Annotated in this window: 14 protein-coding genes; 5 read left to right on the top strand and 9 right to left on the bottom strand. The window is 72.7% G+C overall.

Annotated features, from left to right (window positions below):
* Window positions 1-20 precede the first annotated feature (20 nt).
* Both GC092_RS04110 and GC092_RS04105 read left to right on the top strand, forming a co-directional pair.
* A complete protein-coding gene (locus GC092_RS04110; RefSeq protein WP_271174508.1) occupies window positions 21-392 on the top strand; it encodes a YrdB family protein in 372 nt (123 codons plus the stop codon).
* Window positions 392-1,753: an FAD-binding oxidoreductase gene (locus tag GC092_RS04105; RefSeq protein ID WP_324014178.1), complete on the top strand. Its 1,362-nt coding sequence runs from the start codon at window positions 392-394 to the stop codon at window positions 1,751-1,753. Before GC092_RS04110 ends, GC092_RS04105 begins: the two co-directional genes overlap by 1 nt.
* A 14-nt stretch (window positions 1,754-1,767) precedes the next feature.
* Here GC092_RS04105 and GC092_RS04100 read toward each other — a convergent pair whose 3' ends face one another.
* Genes GC092_RS04100 through GC092_RS04070 form a run of 7 tightly spaced genes read right to left on the bottom strand, consistent with a single transcriptional unit; the run spans window position 1,768 to window position 8,448 of the window.
* Window positions 1,768-2,487, bottom strand: coding sequence for a copper homeostasis protein CutC (locus GC092_RS04100; RefSeq protein ID WP_324014177.1), 720 nt, complete (start codon window positions 2,485-2,487; stop codon window positions 1,768-1,770).
* Window positions 2,488-2,489: 2 nt separating this feature from the next.
* Window positions 2,490-3,269: a glucosamine-6-phosphate deaminase gene (locus GC092_RS04095; RefSeq protein ID WP_271174511.1), complete on the bottom strand. Its 780-nt coding sequence runs from the start codon at window positions 3,267-3,269 to the stop codon at window positions 2,490-2,492.
* A gap of 14 nt (window positions 3,270-3,283) precedes the next feature.
* Complete coding sequence (locus tag GC092_RS04090; protein WP_324014176.1) at window positions 3,284-4,177, bottom strand: ROK family protein; 894 nt, start codon at window positions 4,175-4,177, stop codon at window positions 3,284-3,286.
* Window positions 4,178-4,182: 5 nt separating this feature from the next.
* Window positions 4,183-5,037 (bottom strand): carbohydrate ABC transporter permease, encoded by an 855-nt coding sequence (locus GC092_RS04085; protein ID WP_271174512.1) that lies wholly within the window; start codon window positions 5,035-5,037, stop codon window positions 4,183-4,185.
* On the bottom strand, window positions 5,034-5,999 hold the full coding sequence (locus GC092_RS04080; RefSeq protein ID WP_271174513.1) for a carbohydrate ABC transporter permease: 966 nt from the start codon (window positions 5,997-5,999) through the stop codon (window positions 5,034-5,036). The genes GC092_RS04085 and GC092_RS04080 overlap by 4 nt, the downstream gene beginning before the upstream one ends.
* 7 nt (window positions 6,000-6,006) lie before the next feature.
* Window positions 6,007-7,278, bottom strand: coding sequence for an extracellular solute-binding protein (locus GC092_RS04075; RefSeq protein WP_324014175.1), 1,272 nt, complete (start codon window positions 7,276-7,278; stop codon window positions 6,007-6,009).
* A 36-nt stretch (window positions 7,279-7,314) separates the two neighbouring features.
* Window positions 7,315-8,448, bottom strand: a complete 1,134-nt coding sequence (locus GC092_RS04070; RefSeq protein ID WP_324014174.1) for an ROK family transcriptional regulator — start codon at window positions 8,446-8,448, stop codon at window positions 7,315-7,317.
* Window positions 8,449-8,569: 121 nt separating this feature from the next.
* Between GC092_RS04070 and GC092_RS04065 the strand changes: the two genes are divergently transcribed.
* The 3 genes from GC092_RS04065 (at window position 8,570) to GC092_RS04055 (ending at window position 12,037) form a co-directional block, all read left to right on the top strand.
* Window positions 8,570-9,997: a family 20 glycosylhydrolase gene (locus GC092_RS04065; protein ID WP_324014173.1), complete on the top strand. Its 1,428-nt coding sequence runs from the start codon at window positions 8,570-8,572 to the stop codon at window positions 9,995-9,997.
* 88 nt (window positions 9,998-10,085) lie between these two features.
* A complete protein-coding gene (locus GC092_RS04060) occupies window positions 10,086-11,564 on the top strand; it encodes a L,D-transpeptidase family protein (RefSeq protein ID WP_324014172.1) in 1,479 nt (492 codons plus the stop codon).
* Window positions 11,565-11,584: 20 nt separating this feature from the next.
* Complete coding sequence (locus tag GC092_RS04055; protein ID WP_271174518.1) at window positions 11,585-12,037, top strand: GNAT family N-acetyltransferase; 453 nt, start codon at window positions 11,585-11,587, stop codon at window positions 12,035-12,037.
* A 183-nt stretch (window positions 12,038-12,220) separates the two neighbouring features.
* Here GC092_RS04055 and GC092_RS04050 read toward each other — a convergent pair whose 3' ends face one another.
* Together GC092_RS04050 and GC092_RS04045 are read right to left on the bottom strand one after the other, a co-directional pair.
* Window positions 12,221-14,035 carry an ABC transporter ATP-binding protein gene (locus tag GC092_RS04050; protein ID WP_271174519.1) on the bottom strand — a complete coding sequence of 605 codons (1,815 nt, stop codon included), beginning with the start codon at window positions 14,033-14,035 and terminating at the stop codon, window positions 12,221-12,223.
* Complete coding sequence (locus GC092_RS04045; protein ID WP_324014171.1) at window positions 14,032-15,942, bottom strand: ABC transporter ATP-binding protein; 1,911 nt, start codon at window positions 15,940-15,942, stop codon at window positions 14,032-14,034. Before GC092_RS04045 ends, GC092_RS04050 begins: the two co-directional genes overlap by 4 nt.
* Window positions 15,943-15,995 lie beyond the last annotated feature (53 nt).

Raw genomic sequence — 15,995 nt, 5'->3', positions numbered from 1 at the left:
GCGGTTCTAGACTGGAGTCCATGCCCGACTCCGCTGCCCCCGCGACCCCCGGCGTCTCGCCGCGCCGCATCACGGTCCTCGACGCGCTCCGCTTCCTCTCGGAGCTGCTGGCGATCGCGGCCCTCGCGGTCTGGGGGTTCGTCGCGTGGGCGTTCCCGTGGAGCATCGTGGTCGGCATCGCGGCTCCCGCGCTCGCGATCCTCGTCTGGGCCCTGTTCGTCTCGCCCAAGGCCGTGTTCGCCGTGCACCCCTTCGTGCGCGCGGTCGTCGAGCTCGCGGTCTTCCTCGCGGCGACCATCGCGCTGTGGGATCTCGGCCTCGCGTGGGGCGGCATCGCGTTCGGCGTGGCCGCGGTCGTGATCGGCCTCCTCCACAACCGCCGCGAGCTGTGATGGCCGACGCGCTCGCCCGGCTGCAGGACGCCCTCGGCGAGCGGGTCGACACGCACGCCGCGTCCCTCGAGGAGGCGCGCGCCGACCGCTCGGGCTTCCGCTCCGACGGCCCGCCGCTCGCGGTCGTGCACGCCGAGTCCGTCGCCGACGTGCAGACGGTGCTGCGCATCGCGCACGAGACCCGCACGCCCGTCGTCACGCGCGGCGCCGGCACCGGTCTCGCGGGTGCCGCGAACGCGGGGCCGGGCGAGATCGCCCTGTCCGTGCGGCGGATGACCCGGATCCTCGAGATCTCCCCCGACGATCTGCTCGCCGTGGTCGAGCCCGGCATCCTGAACGACGATCTCGGCGCGGCGCTCGCCCCGCACGGGCTGTGGTGGGCGCCTGATCCGGCGAGCCGCGCGATCTCGACCGTCGGGGGCAACATCGCCACGGGTGCGGGCGGCCTGCTCTGCGCGAAGTACGGCGTCGTCCGGGACGCGGTCCTGGGCCTCGACGTCGTCCTCGCCGACGGGCGACTCATCCGCACCGGGCACCGCAGCGTGAAGGGCGTGACGGGCTACGACCTCACATCGCTCCTCATCGGGTCGGAGGGCACGCTCGGCGTCGTGGTGGGGGCGACGCTCAAGCTGCGCCGCCTCGTGCCCGGCGACGTGTGCACGCTCTCGGCGTTCTACCCGTCCGTGCGCGAAGCCGCGCGGGCGTCTGCCGCGGTCACCGCGGCCGGCGTGCAGCCGGCGATCATGGAGCTCCTCGACGCCGCCGCGGTCGCCGCGATCAGCGCGCTGCTGCGGGTCGCCGAGACGGCGCCGGGCTCGGCGCAGCTCACGATCCAGACGGATGGCCCGGGCGCCCGCGCGGAGGCCGAGGCGATCGCGCGCGTGCTGCGCGACGCGGGCGGCGAGGTCGCGATGACCGACGACGCCGACGAGGGCGAGCGCCTCCTCGCCTTCCGCCGCGCGATGCACCCCGCGATGGCGGCCCTCGGCACCTCGCTCATCGAGGACGTCTCGGTGCCGCGCAGCCGTCTGCCCGAGATGTTCGACGAGATCGCCCGCGTCGAGCGCGAACACGGCGTCGTGATCCCCACGGTGGCGCACGCGGGCGACGGGAACCTGCATCCGAACTTCGTCTTCGACGGCGACGAGGTCCCCGCGCACGTGTGGGCCGCCGCCGACGACCTCTTCCGCTCGGCTCTGCGCCTCGGCGGCACGCTCACGGGCGAGCACGGCGTGGGTCTCCTCAAGCGCCGCTGGCTCGCCGACGAGCTCGGCGACGACCAGTGGCGCCTGCAGCGCGACATCGCCCGGGTGTTCGACCCGCGCGGGATCCTCAACCCCGGCAAGGTCTTCGCGCCGTGATCGCGCTCGGCCGGTCAGACCCGGCCGAGGGCTGAGCGGATGGCCAGGGCCGCGCTCTCGTCGGCGGTCTCGTAGGCGACGGCGCCGGCGCCCGCGCCGGATCCCAGAGCGACCGGCACGGCGTCGACGACGGCGCGCTTGGCGGACGCGTGGACCGCGTCGACGCCCGTCGCGGCGACGTCCGCCGCGTTGCCGGCATCGACACCGCCGCCCGCCATGATCTGGATGGCGCCGTCCGCGCGGCGCACGAGCGCGCGGAGCTCGTCGAGGGCGTCCGAGGCGCGCGACGCGCCTCCCGACGTGAGCACGCGGGTGACGCCGAGCTCGGCGAGCTCGTCCACGGCGCGCGCCCTGTCGCCGAGCGCATCGAACGCGCGGTGGAACGTCACCTCCCTGCCCTCGGCCGCGTCGCGCGCGGCCCGCACGAGGTCGGCGTCGACGCGGCCCTGGACGAGGCCCCCGACGACGACGCCCGCGGCGCCCGCTCCGATCGCCGCGCGCACGTCCGCCGTCATGAGAGCGCGGTCGTCGGCGTCGTAGGCGAAGCCGCCCGCGCGCGGACGGACGAGGACGTGCACGGGGATGCCCGACGCCACCGCGAGCTCGACGAGCCCGGCGGACGGCGTGAGCCCGCCCAGCGCGAGCGCGGTCGCGAGCTCGATGCGGTCGGCCCGCACGTGCGCCGCGACGGTCACACCCGCGGCGTCCTGCGCCGCGAGCTCGAACGCCGTCATCGTCAGATGCCCTGCCAGTCGGGCTTGTTGTCCCACGCGTAGCGGTAGTAGTCGGCATCGCGCAGCCGCGACGCCGCCGCCTCGTCGACGACGACCGTGACGTGCGGGTGGAGCTGGATCGCCGACCCCGGCAGCGAGGCGCTGACGGGGCCCTCGACGGCGCCCGCGACCGCCTCGGCCTTGCCCGCGCCGAACGCGAGGAGCACGAGGTGGCGCGCCCGCAGGATCGTGCCGAGCCCCTGCGTGATGCAGTGCATGGGGACGTCGTCGATCGAGTCGAAGAACCGCGCGTTGTCCTCGCGCGTCTGCCGTGTGAGGGTCTTCACGCGCGTCCGCGACGCGAACGACGATCCCGGCTCGTTGAAGCCGATATGGCCGTCGGTGCCGATGCCGAGGATCTGCAGGTCGACGCCCCCGGCCTCCTCGATCGCCGCCTCGTACGCATCGCCCGCGTGCTCGATGCCCTCGAGCGACCCGTCGGGTGTGCGGATCCGCGCGGGGTCGAATCCGAGCGGCTCGACGACCTCGCGCGAGATCACCGACCGGTACGACTCGGGGTGCGCCGGGTCGATGCCGACGTACTCGTCGAGCGCGAAGCCGCGCACCTGCGAGACGTCGACGCCCGACAGGCGCGTGCGGAGCGCCTCGTAGACGGGCAGCGGCGTCGATCCGGTCGCGAGACCGAGCACGGCGTCGGGCCGCCGACGGATGAGTCGCGCGATCTCATCGGCGACGATGGCGCCGCCCGCGGGGGCGTCGGGGACGATGATGACTTCGGCCATGCGGTGACCTTCTCTCAGACGGGGACGGGGGCGTCGATGAGCGAGGCGCCGAGCGCCGCGGCCGGCGACCCTGCCGGCAGCACCTCGATCCTCTCACCCAGGTGCAGGGAGCGGAGGAAGCCCGATGCGGCCGACGACCGCCGCAGCTCCTCCGACACGATGTCGGCCATCCGGTCGCCGAGCGCCGCGAGTCCGCCCGCGAGCACGATGCGGCGCGGGTCGACCGCGAGCGCGAGCAGGCGGATGGCCGCGGCGGCGCCGCGCACGAAGTCCGCCCGCAGACGCAGCGCGAGCGGATGGCCCTCGTCGGCGGCATCGAGCAGGTCGCGGACGGGGAACGCGCCGGGCCGCGCCCAGCGGGCGGCGAGGGCGCGGCCGCCCGCGAGCGCCTCGATGCAGCCGGTCTGCCCGCACGCGCACACAGGGCCGGCCGGATCGATCGGCACGTGGCCGATCTCGCCGGCCGCGCCGCCCGCGCCGCGCCAGAGGCGGCCGTCGACGACGACGCCCGCGGCGATGCCGGTGCCGAGGTTGAGCAGCGCGAGCGGGCCGGCGGCGGGCGCGAGCGCATGCGCGCCGAGAGCCGCGGCCTTGACGTCGTTCTCGACCGCCACCGGAGCCCCGCACCGCGCCTCCACCGCGTCCGCGAGGGGCAGCTCCCGGACGTCGAGGTTCACGGCGTGCCGCACGGTCCGGCCGTCGGTCTGACCGGGGATGCCGATCCCGATCGAGGTGATCGACAAGGACCCGGCCCGAGTCGACACGGCCTCCACGGCCGCGACGATCGAGTCGACCACGCCGACGTCGCCGCGCTCGGTCGCGCTGCGCCGGCGCGCGAGGATCGAGCCGTCCGCGGCGACCGCCACGGCGTCGGTCTTCGACCCTCCCACGTCGAGACCGATCCGCACCCCGGTCATCCCTTGACCGCCCCCGCGACCATGCCCTGGGCCATCCGCCCCTGCACGATGAGGAAGAAGACGACCACGGGGATCGCGCACAGGGTCGAGCCCGCCATGATGGCGGCCCAGTCAGTCTCCTTGGTGGCCTGCACGAAGGCGCGCAGCCAGACGGGCAGCGTGCGCGCCTCGGGGCGCGTCATGATGACGAGGGCGTAGACGAACTCGTTCCATGCCTGGATGAAGGCGAACACACCCGTCGCGGCGAGGCCGGGGCCGAGCAGCGGGAAGGTCACCCGCCAGAAGGCGCCCATCCGCGTGCAGCCGTCGACGCGCGCGGCCTCCTCGAGCTCGATCGGCACGCCGTTCACGAACCCGCGGAGGGTCCAGATCGTGAACGGCAGCACCATCGCGATGTAGACGAGCGCGAGCCCCACGGCCGAGTTGAGCAACTGCCATCCGTCGAGCACGCGGTAGGTCGAGATGATGAGCGCCTCTGCGGGGATCATCTGGATCGCGAGCACCGCGACGATGAGGGCGCGTCGGCTGCGGAAGCGGAAGCGGCTGAGCGCGAGGGCCGCGAGGAACGCGAACAGGAGCGCGAAGACGACGGCCGCGAGCGTCACGCCGACGCTCATCGCGAGCGCGGGGAGGAAGGCGATGCTGCCGCTGGGCTCCGTGACGACCTCGACGAAGTTCGCGAGCGTGAACCGGTCGGGCCACCAGTGCGGCTCGGACGAGGTCACGACGGCGTTCGGCAGCAGCGCCGAGTTCACCATCCAGTACACGGGGAACGCGCTCGCGAGGAACACGACGACCGCGAGGGCGTTCAGGCCCGCGCGGGCGACGCGCGAGCGGGGACGACTGCTCATGCTCTCGACTCCTCCTCGCGCAGGGTCGCGACGACGTAGTACCCCGCGACCGCCATCATGAAGACGACGAGGATGACCGAGATCGCCCCGGCCGCGCCCTGATCGCCTCCGGCCGTCGCGGTCGCGTAGATGTAGACGCCGATCGTGTCGGTCTCCGCGCGGAGGCCGCCGATCGTCTGCAGCGCGTAGATCTGGGTGAACACGCGCATGTCCCAGATCACCTGCAGGATGAGCAGCACGACGAGGACGCTGCGGATGTACGGGACCGTGACGAGGCGGAACCGCTGCGCGCCCGTGGCCCCGTCGAGGCTCGCGGCCTCGAGCACCTCGCCCGGCACCTGGGTGAGCGCGGCGAACGTCGTGAAGGCGACGAAGGGCACGGCCATCCACGTCACGATGACGGTCGCGACGAAGAAGAACCCGATCGGCTCGATGAGCCACGAGTGCCCTCGCATGTCGAGCGGCGTGAGCGCGGTGAGGACGTGGTTCACGAGGCCCGCGCGGGTGTCGAAGATCCATCCCCACACCGTGGTCGCCGAGATCGGCGGCATCGCCCAGGCGAGGAGCAGGCCGATCGAGACGAGCCCCTTCAGGAAGCGGCCGAGGCGCGTCATGAGCAGGGCGACGCCGACACCGAGCACCATCGTGAGGACGACGTTGACCGCGCAGAAGGCGACGCTCCGGGCGAGGACGGCCCAGAATCCGGGGTCGGAGAGCACGCGGACGTAGTTGTCCAGCCCCACGAACTCGGGCGGTGCGCCGAAGATCTGCGCGCGCCCGAACTCCTGGAACGACATGACGATGAGCTGGACGAGCGGCCAGGCCGTGAGCGCCGCGATGACGGCGCCGGCGGGCACGAGCAGCAGGGCGGGTCCGCGCAGGAACGTCTCGCGGCGCCGCCGTCGCGGGGGCGACGGCGGCGGCGCGAGGTCGTGCGCGCGCGGCGCGGTGAGGGTGGCCATGTGCGGGTCAGCCGTTGAGGATGGCCTCGATGTCGGCGTCGAGCTCCTCCGCGAGCGACGGGATGTCGCCGCCGCTCGCGATCTGGACGAAGAAGTCCTGCAGCAGCTGCGCGGCCTCGACATCGGCCCACTTGGGCGAGGCCGGGGTGAGCTTCGCGTTCGCCGCGGCCTCCGCGATCACGGCGGCGAGCTCAGGCGTCGCGGCCGCGACATCGCCCCCGAGCGACTGCAGAGCCGGCACGAGGCCCGCCTCCGCGAGGATCGACTGGTACTCCTCGCTGAGCATGATCCGCAGAGCGCTCTTCGCGAGCTCCTGGTTGTCGGAGGCCGCGGGGATCGCGATGTTCGACCCGCCCGCGAAGACCTGGGCGGCTCCGCCGTCCTTCCCGGGCAGCGCGAACGAGCCGAGGGAGTCCGCGAGCGCCGTCTCCGCCTGATCCTCGTCGGCCACGATCGACCAGTAGGCCCAGCTCGGCGCCGACAGCATGGCGGCCTGCTCCTCGCGGAACGGCACCCAGGCGTCGGTCTCGTCGCCGTCCTTCGGCGCCTGCGAGGTCGCCATGAGCGCCTGCACCTGCTCGAGGCCCGCGATGGACTCGGGGCTCGAGAGCTGCGCGTCCCACTGCTCCCCCTCGAGCACGGCGATCTCGCCGCCGTTCTCCCAGATGAACGGGAGCGCGTTGTACCAGTCCTTGCCGGGGTACCAGACGCCCGAGACGCCCGTCGTCTCGGCGAGCCGCTCAGCCGCCGCGACGTACTCGTCGAGCGTGGTCGGCACCTCGATGCCCGCCTCCTCGAACATGGCCGTGTTGTAGAAGACGACGCGCGAGCCCGAGTAGTACGGCGCCGCGTAGAACGCGCCGTCGAACGAGCCGGCCTCGACGAAGCCGGGCAGCAGGTCGTCGCCGCCGAGCTCCTCGTACATGTCGGTGAGATCGGCGAACGCGCCGGCCGACGTGAACGCCGCGGCCTGCGTGTTGCCCATCTCGACGATGTCGGGGCTGTCGGAGCCCGACATCGCGGTGGTCAGCAGGTCGACGATGCCGGTCCACTGCTGCTCCTCGATGACGAGGGTCGCGCCCTCGTTCTCGGCCTCGAACGTCTCGACGAGATAGTCGCGCGCCTCCTGGGGCGTGTCCTCGCCGACGAGCCAGACGCGCAGCTCCGCGCCGTCGGCTGCGCCGCCGCCGGCCGCGTCGCCGCCGGCGGCATTGCCGGAGCAGCCCGCGAGGGCGAGAGCGCCGAGGACGGCGCTCGCGCCGATGAGCTTCCTGTTCATGGGGGTTTCCTTCACTCGGATGGGTGGGGGTGGGGGTCAGCGGATGCCGAGTCGGGCATCCAGGACCATGGCGAAGGCGCCGCGCAGCACGACGTCGTCGCCCTGGGCGGACAGGCGCACGCGCGCGTGCGTCGTGAAGGGCTCGAGCGTGCGCGCGCGCAGGGTCTCGACCGCCGCGTCGCGCAGCGGGCCGTCGAGGAGGTCGGCTGGCCCCGACAGGACGATGTCGTCGATGTCGAGGGTGCCGACGACGGGCGCGAGCGCGATGCCGAGCCGCTCCCCCGCGTCCCGGAGCACGCTGTCGCGGTCGCCCTCGGCGATGCGGGCCTGCAGCGCCGGCACGGCGAGCCACGCCTCGAGGCAGCCGTCGCGTCCGCATGCGCAGCGCGGGCCGCCGTCGGTGCCCACCGTGACGTGCCCGATCTCGCCGGCGGCGTCCCGGCTCCCGCGCGTCAGCTCGCCGCGCACGAGCAGCCCCGAGCCGACACCGCGGCCGATCCGCACGAGCATGAGGTCGTCGCTCGCGCCGCCGAGGGTGTACTCGGCGAGCGCGGCGGCGTTCGCGTCGTTCGCGACGACGACGGGGATGCCGAGCTCCTCGGCGAGCAGCGCCCGCAGGGGCATGCCCGCCCAGCCGACGTTCGGCGCCGTCAGCACGACGCCGTCCGACGTGATGACGCCCGGGGCGCCCACGCCGACGCCGAGAAGGCGGGAGGTCGCCTCGCGCGCCACCGCCGACGCGAGCTCGAGCACGGCCGCGCGCGCGGCGTCGGCCTCGCCGTCGGCCGGTCGAGGCACGGCGGCGCGCGCGACGACGGCGCCCGTGAGGTCGAGGAGGGCCCCGCGGTACTCGTCCGCGGCGGAGAGGTCGATCGCGACGATCTGCAGGCCCTCGCGGTCGATGTCGACGAGCGTGGCCGGCTTGCCGGGGCCCGTCCGCGTCTGCACGCCCTGCTCGACGACGACGCCCTCGCCGATGAGCTCACCCGCGAGGTCGGACGTCGTGACGCGCGTGAGGCCCGTGGCGCGCGCGAGATCCGCGCGGCTCATCGCCCCCTCGTGGAAGAGCGCCTGCAGGACGAGCGCGCGGTTGTGCGCCCGCGCGTGCTCGGGCAGCACCTTCGCGCGGACGGCGCGGCGCGGTGCGGGGACGGTCTGCGGCTCGCTCATATTTGTAAGTTGTATTTACGAATACGACGCGGCGCAAGCCCTGCGATCGATTTACGCAGGGAAGTTTACATATTCGTTACGCCGAACACACGGGAGCGCGGCTCCCTGCTACCGTCCCCTCATGCCGCTCCCGCTCATCCCCTGGCCGCGACGTGTGACGCCGGGCCCCGGGTCTGCCCTGCAGCTCGCGGCTCGGACGCGGGACGAGGCGATCGACCGCGCGCGCTCCGCCATCCGGCACGCCGACGATCCGACCATCCCGCGGGAGGGCTACGCGCTCCGCGTCGACGCGGACGGCATCGCCGTGCGCTCGAGCGACGAGGCGGGCGCCGCCTACGCCGCGGCCACGCTCGCCCAGCTCGTCGAGTGCGACGACACGGGGAGCTGGGTCATCCGCGCCGTCGAGATCGAGGATTCCCCGCGCTTCCCCTACCGCGGGGCCATGCTCGATGTCGCGCGGCACTTCCACCCCGTGCCGACCGTCGCCTGGTTCATCGACCGGCTCGCCGAGCTGAAGCTCAACCACCTCCACCTCCATCTGACCGACGATCAGGGATGGCGGATCGCCCTGCGGTCACGGCCCGACCTCGTCGCACGCGGCTCCGCGACCGCGACAGGAGGCGACGCGGGCGGGTTCTACACGCAGGACGACTGGCAGGCGATCCTCGCCCACGCCGCGGCACGCCACGTGACGGTCGTGCCCGAGATCGACCTCCCCGGACACACCCACGCGGTCGGGCTCGCGCATCCCGAGCTCATGGCGCCGCCCGTCGTGAGCGACGAGGTCCGGGAGACCACGCGCCGGCTCGGCGGCGCGCTCCCCGAGCCGGGCGTCCCGTACACGGGCCTCGCGGTCGGGTTCTCCTCCCTGCGGCCGCTCGACGCCGAGGTCGACGCGTTCCTCGTCGACGTGCTCGGCGAGCTCTGCGCGATCACGCCGGGCCCGTTCGTCCACATCGGCGGAGACGAGGCCCTCGGGACGGCGCCGGAGGACTACGCGGCGCTCACCGCGCGCGCGGCGCGCATCGTCGCCGACGCCGGCAAGACGCCTATCGCGTGGCACGAGGCGGCGAGCGCTCCGCTTCCGGACGACGCGATCGGGCAGTACTGGGGCTTCCTCGTGCCGACGGACGGGCACGACGCGAAGGCGCGCGCCTTCGCCGCCCGCGGCGGCCTCATCCTCTCGCCCGCCGACGCGGTCTATCTCGACATGAAGTACGACGAGCGCACCCCGATCGGGCTCACGTGGGCCAACGGCCCCACGAGCATCGAGCGCTCGTACCGCTGGGAGCCCGACGACGTCGTGCCCGGTCTGCCCGCGCGCGCCATCCGCGGCGTGGAGGCGCCCCTGTGGACGGAGACCGTGCGCGACCGGGAAGACATCGAGCGGCTGGTCTTCCCCCGCATCGCGTCGGTCGCCGAGATCGCGTGGTCGACGGCCCGCGATCCCGAGCGGACCTGGCCGGCGTACCGCGCACGCCTCGCGGAGCTGGTGAGTCGCTGGGAGGATGACGGCATCCGGGTCGGCGCGATCGTGCCCACATCGTGATTCCGATGTGCCCTGAGGTAGGGTTCTCGCCCTTACGATGAAGATTCGGACCACGCCGTGCACATCGGCGCGCATCTGGGGGTAGAAGATGACCGATCTCGCGACCAAGCCCGCACCGGGGGCAGACGACGCCGGCGACGCCGCCGCGGCCGCTGCCGCACCCGTCGAGTGGGCGCCCGCGGAGCCCGAGCCGCGCAAGCGCCGCCTCGGCCTCTGGATCGGCATCCCCGCCGCCCTGCTGCTCGCGGGCGCGGGTGCGTGCTCGGCCATCCTCATCGCTCCCGGGGTGGAAGCCGCCGGCGCCGACATCGGCTGGCAGACCCCTGGCGCGGCCGGCGAGGCGATCGCCGCGGGCATCGCCGACACCGAGGTCACGATCACGACCGCGGCGGGCGAGGCGACCTTCACGGGCGCGGAGCTCGGCGCCTCCGTCGACGCGCAGGCGGTCGCCGAGAAGGCGTTCGGCGACCATCCGCTCTGGAACGTGGGCGCCTGGAACCCCGGCGCCGTCCCGGTCGACGTGGCCGTCGACGTCGACACCGCGCTCGCGGCCGTCGAGGCCGAGATCCCCGGCATCTTCACCGCGCCCGTGAACGCCGAGGTCACGTACGACGAGGGCGCCGGCACCTACTCCGTCGTGGACGCGAAGGCGGGCTCCGGGATCGACGTGGACGCGCTCGCGGCCGACATCTCGCGCGCGCTCAGCGCGGGCGGCGACGTCTCGGTCGAGGCGCAGGCCAGCGAGGTCGAGGCCGACATCACGACCGCCGAGGCGCAGGCCCAGGCCGAGGCCCTGAACGGGCTCATCCACGATGCGGGCTTCTACGTCGAGGACGAGAAGGTCGTCGGCATCGACCCCGCGCAGGCGGCCTCGTGGGTGCAGGTGAGCAGCGAGGGCGAGGAGATCGCCCTCTCCGTGGACCAGCAGGCGGTCGCGGCCGCTGTCGCCGACACGGTCGCCTCTCTGCCCGAGAAGGTGAACCGCGAGGTCGTGAACGAGGAGATCGTCACGAACTCCGCGGGAGACCACCTCCGCACGATCCAGGAGGGCCAGAACGGCTGGGGCCTCGAGTCGACCGACGGCATCGCGGAGAAGTTCGCCGAGCAGCTCGCCGCCGGCAACGGCGTGTACCAGCTGCCGGTCAAGGAGATCCCCTTCGAGACGACGCTCCTCCACCGCTGGATCGAGGTCGACAAGAGCGCAGGGACGACCATCCTCTACGAGAACGACAAGGTCGTCGACACCTACGCGATCGCGCTGGGCAAGCCCGGGCACGATACCCAGGAGGGCCGGTTCACGGTCTACGGGCAGCTCACCATCCAGGACATGGGCTCGTGCGACGCCGAGGGCAACTACGTGCCCGGCGGGAGCTTCGACTACTGCACGGCCGACGTCCCCTGGGTCACCTACTTCAACGGCGATCAGGGCTTCCACGGCACCTACTGGCACAGCAACTTCGGGTCGGGCGCGTACATGAGCCACGGCTGCGTGAACATGACGATCGCCGCCGCCGAGCGCGTGTACTACTTCGCGCAGACGGGCACCGAGGTGTGGGTGCACGCCTGATTGCGCGCTAGCCTGTCGATATGACCGAACTGCGCCTCGTCGAGCTCTCGGCCGACACCATCGTCCAGGTGAACAACCTGTCGCTCAAGCCGGGACAGGAGCAGTTCCTCGCGCCCGTCTCGTACGGCATCGCCGCCTCCGTCCTCAACCCGAAGACGACCTGGCAGCGCGTGGTGCTCGACGACTCCGACGTGGTCGGCTTCGTCAGCGCCAACTTCGACCGCGACGCCAAGCCCGAGTACTTCCAGTCGGTGCTGTGGCGCATCAACGTCGACGCCGACGACCAGGGCCGCGGCGTGGGGCGGTTCGCGGTCGAGGGTCTCCTCGACGAGGCCCGCAAGCGCGAGTTCGACCGCCTCAACGTGATCTACGAGGCGGGCGAAGGCGGCCCCGAGGCGTTCTTCCACCGTGTCGGCTTCACGCCCGTGGGCGAGACCGAGTACGGTGAAGTGATCGCAGAGATCCGCCTCTAGGCGCCCCGCGGCCCTGCCGCGGACGAACCCGAGAACCTCAGCACCGCGTCACCCGCCGCGGTGCCGACACCTGGCCGGCGGCGGGGCCTCGAATACCCCTCCCCCATCGAGACCCCGTCGCCCTCCTCATGAGAATCGCCCCGGACATCCGTCCGGGGCGATTCCCTTTCGCGCAGACCCGCGTCAGACGAGCGAGCCCTTCCACGCGGCATGGAGCTGCGCGAAGCGGCCCGTGCCGGCGATGAGCGCGTCGGGAGTGTCGTCCTCGACGATGCGGCCCTGCTCCATGACGAGCACGCGATCGGCGATCGCGACGGTCGACAGCCGGTGCGCGATGATGATCGCCGTCCGGTCGGCGAGCAGCGTCTGCAGCGCGTCCTGGATCATCCGCTCCGACGGGATGTCGAGAGACGCCGTCGCCTCGTCGAGGATGAGCACGGCCGGGTCGGCGAGGAAGGCGCGCGCGAACGAGATGAGCTGGCGCTGCCCGGCCGACACGCGCCCGCCGCGCTTGTTGACGTCGGTGTCGTAGCCGTCGGGGAGCGTCTCGATGAACGCGTCGGCGCCCACGGCCCGCGCCGCCTCCTTGATCTCGTCGAGCGTCGCGTCGGGCCGCCCGAGCGCGATGTTGTCGGCGACCGTGCCGCTGAAGAGGTACGCCTCCTGCGTCACCATGACGATCGCGCGGCGCAGGTCGCGCCCGTCGAGCTCGCGCAGGTCGATCCCGTCGAGCGTCACGCTGCCCGCGGTCGGGTCGTAGAAGCGCGACAGCAGCTTCGCGAGGGTCGACTTGCCGGCGCCGGTCGTCCCGACGAGGGCGACGGTCTGGCCGGCGGGGATGTCGAGGTCGAACGAGGGCAGGATGGTCCGCCCGCTCGCGTAGCCGAACGTCACGCGGTCGAAGCGGAGGTGGCCCCGCGCCTCCTCGAGTCGGACCGGACGCACCGGGTCGGGCACCGTCAGCTCCTCCTCCAGCACGCCCGAGACCTTCTCGAGCGCCGCGGATGCCGCCTGGAACGAATTCAGGAACATCGCGACCTCCTGCAGCGGGCTGAAGAAGTTGCGCACGTAGAGCACCGCGCTCAGCAGCAGGCCCGCCGTGAACTCGCCGGTCGTCACGCGCACTCCGCCCCACAGGACGACCGCGCCGATGGCGCACGCCGAGATCGCCATGAGCCCGGGCTCGAACGTGCCGAACAGGCGGATCGAGCGCATGTTGACCTCGCGGTACTCCTTCGCGAGGCCGCCGAACTCCACCTCGTTGCGCGGCTCGGTGCGGAAGGCCTTGCCGGCCCGGATGCCGGTCATCGTCTCGACGAACTTGACGATGAGCTTCGCGCTGACGACGCGCGAGACGCGGTACGCGCGCTGCGAGTTCACGTAGAACCAGCGCATGAGCAGCGCGAGCGGGACGAATGCCGCGACGAGCACGAGCGACGACCGCCAGTCGACGAGCGCGAGGGCGATGAAGGTGAACGCTCCGTAGAGGACGCCGTGCACGAGCTGGTTGAGCCCGCCGTTCAGCAGCTCGCGGATCGTGTCGAGATCGCTCGTCTGCCGGGAGATGATGCGGCCCGACGTGTAGGTCTCGTGGAACTCGAGGCTCAGGCGCTGGGTGTGCCGGAAGACGCGCGTGCGCAGGTCGAGCAGCACGTTCTGCGTCACCCGGGCGGCGAGCATGTCGTACCAGGCGAGCAGCGCCGCCCCGCCGAGCGCCGTGACGATGTAGGCCGTGCCGACGAACCACGCGGGGCCCCAGTCGGCGCGGTCCAGCACGGCGGGCAGCGCGCTGTCGATGCCGAGGCCGATGAGCGCGGGCCCGAGCACGCGCACACCGGTCTGCGCGACGACGACCGACGCGACGAGCACGACCTGCCACTTCAGCGGCGCGAGCAGCGACAGGAGGAGCCGCCACGAGCGCCGACGGATCGCGCGGTTCTCCTCGCGCGTGAACTCGGAGCGGTCCTCTCCCGCTGTGCCGTGGACCGTGCTGCTCATCGGAGCGCCCCCTCGTCGTTCTGGTCGTGCTCGCCCGCGGCGCCCCCGACGATCGGGATGGCGCCGGTGACGACGTCGAATCCGTGCTCGGGATCCATGCGCCGCGCGCTGTCCTCCGAGTCCTCCTTCTCGAAGCTCGATATGACGCTGCGGTAGTGCGCGGACGTCGCCATGAGCTCGGTGTGGGCGCCGACCGCCGTGATGCGCCCGCCCTCGAGCAGGGCGACGCGGTCGGCGAGCGCGACCGTCGACGGACGGTGCGCGACGATGAGCGCCGTCGTGCCCTGGAGCACACGGCGCAGGCCCACCTGGACGCGCTCCTCCGTGTCGACGTCGAGCGCCGACAGCGGGTCGTCCATGACGATGACGGTCGGGCGCGCGGCGACGGCGCGCGCGAGCGCGAGGCGCTGCCGCTGGCCGCCCGACAGGCTCATGCCCTCCTCGCCGATCATCGTCTCTGCCCCCTCTGGCAGGTGCGCCACGAACTCCGCCTGCGCGACGTCGAGCGCCTCCTGGAGGACGCGGTCGGCCTCGGGCGAGTGGATGTCGAGGTCGTCGCGCCCGAGGAGGACGTTCTCGCGCACCGATGCCGAGAAGAGCGTCGCGTCTTCGAACGCGGTCGCGATGTGCGTGCGCAGCTCGACGAGCGAGAGGTCGCGCACGTCGACGCCGTCGAGCGTGACCCGGCCGCCGGTGACGTCGTAGAGCCGCGTCGGCAGCGTCGTGAGCGTCGTCTTCCCCGAGCCGGTGAGCCCGACGAGCGCCATGGTCTCCCCCGGCCGCAGCGCGAGGTCGATGCCGTTCAGCAGGTCGGGCTCGTCGGCCCCCGCGTCCTGGTAGCGGAAGTGCGCATCCTCGAACACGAGGGCGCCCTGGGGGTCGGCGAGAGTCGCCGGCGCATCGGGATCGGCGATCGTGTCGACCGCGTCGAACACCTCGAACACGCGATCCGCCGCGGTGCGCGCGTCGAGGAGGAACGAGAAGAGGAAGCCGATCGACTCGAGCGGCCAGCGCAGCACGGTCGCCATCGCGAAGTACGCGAACAGCTGCGAGACCGAGATCTGATCCGTCGAGGCCAGCCAGATGCCGAGCACGAGCGAGATCGCGAAGGCGAGCTCGGGCGCCGCGACGAGCCAGAAGTCGATGCGCGCGATCGCCCCGGCCTTGCGCATCTCGGTCTCGCGGAGGTTCTCCGCCTGGCGCGTGAAGCGGCGCAGGGCGTGCGGACCGCGGCCGAAGGCCTTGAGCACGCGGATGCCGTGCACGCTTTCCTCAACACTCGTGGCGAGGTCGCCCTGCTGGTCCTGGCTCTGCCGGCTGAGCACGCCGTAGGTCTGCTCGAACCGGAACCCCTGGTACCACACCGGCACACCCGACGCGATGAACACGACCGCGAGCGCCCAGTGCCACTGGAACAGCAGCACGGCGCCGATGAGGATGGTGAGGACGTTCACGACGAGCATGACGAGGCCGAACGCCATCCAGCGTCGGATGAGGCCGATGTCCTGCATCATGCGGCTCAGGAGCTGGCCGCCCTGCCAGCGGTCGTGGAACTCGACGGGGAGACGCTGGAGGCGGTTGTAGAAGCGCGTGCGGATGTCGTACTCGACGCTCGTGGCCGGGCCGAGGATGAACCACCGACGCAGCCACACCATCGCGGCCTCGGCGAGGCCGAGCGCGAGCACGGCGGCGGCGCCCCAGACGATCGCGGAGACGACGCCGGAGGCGATCGGGCCGCCGACGACCCACTCGAGCACGATCGGGATGAGCAGGGCCAGCACCGCCGCGGTGAGCGCGCTGAGCCCGCCGAGCACGAGGCGCGGGAGAACCGGCTTCGCGAACGGGAGGAGACGGAGGAGGGAGCGGAGGGTCGACGGATTCTGGGGAGATGTGGTGGGGCGAGACATGATCCTCGAGGGGCCCGCGGGAGAGCGGGCCGGGAGATGGCTTTCCGACCACC

Source organism: Microbacterium sp. JZ37 (genome assembly GCF_035188445.1).
GTDB classification, from domain to species: domain Bacteria; phylum Actinomycetota; class Actinomycetes; order Actinomycetales; family Microbacteriaceae; genus Microbacterium; species Microbacterium barkeri.
Note: the sequence above shows the minus strand (reverse complement) of the source record. Positions and strands in the feature narration are given on the sequence as shown.